This window comes from Marinobacter sp. UBA2498 (assembly GCF_002341575.1).
Taxonomy (GTDB): domain Bacteria; phylum Pseudomonadota; class Gammaproteobacteria; order Pseudomonadales; family Oleiphilaceae; genus Marinobacter; species Marinobacter manganoxydans.
In genome coordinates, this window is record NZ_DDOI01000065.1 from 30,110 (window position 1) to 33,827 (window position 3,718).

The window sequence follows — 3,718 nt, forward strand, 5'->3', positions numbered from 1 at the left end:
CGGCCACAGCTACATCGTCTACGCGCCATTGTTTGCGGGTTGCACGACCATCATGTACGAGGGCAAGCCGGTGAAAACACCGGATGCCGGCGCCTTCTGGCGAGTGGTTCAGGATCACAAAGTGAACATGCTGTTCACTGCCCCGACCGCATTCCGGGCCGTCCGCAAGGAAGATCCGGAAGCAGACCAGCTTTCACGCTACGACATCAGTTCACTGAAAAGACTGTTCCTGGCCGGCGAGCGACTCGATCCCGCCACCTATGAGTGGCTGAAAGAGCACACTGGCCTGCCGGTTCTCGACCACTGGTGGCAGACCGAAACCGGTTGGGCCATTTGCTGTAATCCGGTGGGAATCGAGTTAATGGCGACCAAACCAGGTTCGGCAACCGTTCCCTCCCCTGGCTACAACGTGCAGGTAGTGGACATGAACGGCAGCCAGATGTCCGCCGGCGAGCAGGGTCAGATTGCTGTAAAACTGCCACTGCCACCCGGCTGTATGATGACAGTCTGGGGCGACGATGAGCGTTTCCGCAAAACCTACTTGGAACCGATATCGGGATTCTACAGCTCCGGCGACGGCGGCTTCATTGACGATGACGGGTACGTGTTCGTTATGGGCCGTACCGATGACGTTATCAATGTCGCTGGCCACCGGCTCTCCACCGGTGAGATGGAGGAAGTCGTAGCTTCCCACCCGGCCATAGCCGAGTGCTGCGTCGTGGGTGCGCACGATGATATGAAAGGGCAGATCCCCATTGGGCTGGTTCTGATCAAGGACGGCGCAACCATCGACCATGACGAACTGGAAGACGAGCTGGTGGAGATGGTTCGAGACAAGATTGGCGCCATCGCCTGTTTCCGCCGCGCCCTGGTGGTTGATCGCCTGCCCAAGACCCGTTCCGGCAAGATCCTCAGACGGGTCATCCGCCAGATTGCCGATGGCGAGGAATACGCGGTGCCCAGCACCATTGATGACCCTGCCATTCTGGAAGAAATCAGCGAGCAGTTCCGCCGCTGACAGAGCCACCGTGAAAGCTGCCCGCCCCGCCCGAACCGGGGGCGGGCAATTTTTGCCCAATCAAATCCCAACCTGTTGTTTTTGCCCGCAATAAAACCTTCACGAAAGCTGCAAAAATTTCGTTGACGCCCCCCAAAGTCGGTCTATACTGAAATAGCTGTGAAAATACAGCGGTATTTGGTGAATGCGTTTCAACGTCCTGCCGAAGTGCTCTTCGTTGCCCCTTCCTCAGTACTCTCTGGATTTCTCAGCAACGATTCCATGTGGAATTTTGAAGGTCCCGTGAGGGCAAATTACAGAAAGACAGGAAAGATCAATGTCCGATACTAAAACCGGCCACGTTAAGTGGTTTAACGAGTCCAAAGGCTTTGGCTTCATTGCTCAGGACGGTGGCAGCGACGTGTTTGTTCACTACAGCGCAATCAATGCAAGCGGTTTCCGCACCCTGACCGAAGGCCAGCAGGTGCAGTTCACCGTAACACAGGGCCCGAAAGGCCCGCAGGCGGAAAACGTTACCCCGGTCTAAGGGTATACGCTCCGTCCTTTGCCCCTCACGGGCATCGGAAAACCAACAAGCCGGCATTCGTGCCGGCTTGTGTCGTCAGGACGGCAGGTTTTTCAGGCACCCGCCGATTCAGGTTCGGCTTCCGTCTCAGGCATTTCGATACCCACTGCCTGGGCGACTGCCGAAAACAAGGCCTGCAGGGTGGCAGATGTCGTGTCTTCGGCCAGTGCCGCAGCGCTGCAATGCATACCGTTTGCAGTCAAGCGAATACAGGCCAGTGCGTTGGCATTGGTGCCCTCACCCAGCGCAAACTCGTCGTAAGCCTCGACAGCAATGGAGATATCAAAGCGCATCTCCAGCGCCTCAGATACAGCCTCCACTGCGCCCAGCCCATGGCCATCCAGACGAACCGGCGATGCATCGCGACCCACCGACACCTCGGCATGCACACCCTCTTCGTCCCGGTGCAGGTCGTAGGAGCGCAGTGCCCAATCGGCGTGGACTTTCAGATAGCGATCCTCGAACAGGCGATGAATGGTCAGTGAGTCAATCTCGCCACCGTTGGTTTCCGCCTCTCTCTGGACCACCTTGCTGAACTCGATCTGCAACCAGCGTGGCAGACTGATGTTGTAATCCCGCTCCAGTACATAGGCGACACCGCCCTTGCCAGACTGACTGTTGATGCGAACCACTTCCTCATAGCGGCGACCCACATCGAACGGGTCGATGGGCAGATACGCGACGTTCCAGGTTTCGCCATCCTTTCGGCGCGCCAGACACTTGCGAATGGCATCCTGATGGCTGCCTGAGAAGGCGGTGAACACCAGTTCGCCGGCGTAGGGATGGCGTGGATGGGTGGAAATCTCCGTACAGGCCTCAACCACTTCGGTGATCTCTGCCATGCCCGACAGATCCAGCGTGGGATCAATGCCCTGGGAGTACAGGTTCATGGACATGGTCACCAGATCCATGTTGCCGGTGCGCTCACCGTTGCCCATCAATGTGCCCTCGACCCGATCGGCCCCTGCCATTACCGCCAATTCGGCGGCGGCCACGGCACAGCCGCGATCATTGTGAGTATGCACACTGATGCTGATGTGTTCACGGCGCTGGATGTTGTCGCAGATCCACTCGATCTGGTCCGCAAACACGTTCGGTGTCGCCATTTCAACGGTGGCAGGCAGGTTGATAATCATCGGCTGGCCCTCTTCCGGACGCCAGACCTCACTCACGGCATCAATCACTTCCGCGGCGAAATCCAGCTCGGTACCGGTAAAGCTCTCCGGTGAATACTGGAACGTCCACTCGGTCTCCGGGTGGCGCGCGGCGATGTCGCGAACCAGTTTGGCTCCGTTGACGGCAATGTCCCTGATACCGTCACGATCCAGACCAAACACCTGCTCCCGCTGAACCGTGGAAGTAGAATTGTAGACATGCACGATTGCCTTTCGGGCGCCGGCCAATGCTTCATAGGTACGCTCGATCAACTCAGGACGGGCCTGGGTCAGCACCTGTATTTTCACATCCTCAGGGATGCGATTTTCTTCAATCAGCTTGCGGCAGAAATCGAAATCCGGTTGGCTGGCAGCGGGAAAGCCAATCTCGATTTCCTTGAAACCCAACTTCACCAGCAATTCGAACATCCGCGTTTTCTGGGCAACAGACATGGGCTTCACCAGTGCCTGATTACCATCCCGAAGATCTACGGCACACCAGGTTGGCGCCTTCTCGATGACCTTGTCCGGCCAGCGACGGTCGGTTTTGGCAACAGGTTTGAACGCAACGTATTTGCGATGATCGAAAGCCATGCGTGTAATTCCTTGCGGTTTCAGAAGTGAATTCTTTGATGGGTACAGGTTAACGCGAAAAAGCTGGTATTTGATTGCGAACTTGAGCGGGGAAGCGTATTTTCTAACCTATAAATTGCTTGATAAACGCCATTCTTGGAATTTTATGACCGAAAACAAGAAAACCCTCGCCAAAATTGACAAGATGGACCGCCGAATTCTCGAACAGATCCAGCAGGATGGCTCCCTGACCAACCAGGAACTGGCAGAGAAAGTCGGGCTATCCCCTTCGCCCTGTCTCCGTCGTGTGCGGGCACTGGAGGATGCCGGTATCATCGTCAGAACCGTCACCATTCTGGACCACAAGAAACTTGGCCTTTCTCTGACGGCGATCATCCTGATTGGCAT

The 3,718-nt window shown here is 56.5% G+C and carries 4 protein-coding genes; 3 read left to right on the forward strand and 1 reads right to left on the reverse strand.

The genetic code is table 11. The features are described from left to right. Both B2W52_RS09045 and B2W52_RS09050 read left to right on the forward strand, forming a co-directional pair. Positions 1-1,018 (forward strand): AMP-binding protein (locus B2W52_RS09045; RefSeq protein WP_286802588.1); only part of this gene is annotated, 1,018 nt, incomplete at its 5' end. Between the two features lie 316 nt (positions 1,019-1,334). After that, complete coding sequence (locus B2W52_RS09050; RefSeq protein WP_008169155.1) at positions 1,335-1,544, forward strand: cold-shock protein; 210 nt, start codon at positions 1,335-1,337, stop codon at positions 1,542-1,544. Between the two features lie 92 nt (positions 1,545-1,636). On the opposite strand, the gene leuA is transcribed toward B2W52_RS09050, so the two are convergent. Then, on the reverse strand, positions 1,637-3,331 hold the full coding sequence (leuA, locus tag B2W52_RS09055) for a 2-isopropylmalate synthase (RefSeq protein ID WP_286802591.1): 1,695 nt from the start codon (positions 3,329-3,331) through the stop codon (positions 1,637-1,639). Positions 3,332-3,476: 145 nt separating this feature from the next. On the opposite strand from leuA, the gene B2W52_RS09060 reads away from it, so the two are divergent. Then, positions 3,477-3,718: Lrp/AsnC family transcriptional regulator (locus tag B2W52_RS09060; protein ID WP_286802593.1), on the forward strand; the 242-nt coding region annotated here is incomplete at its 3' end.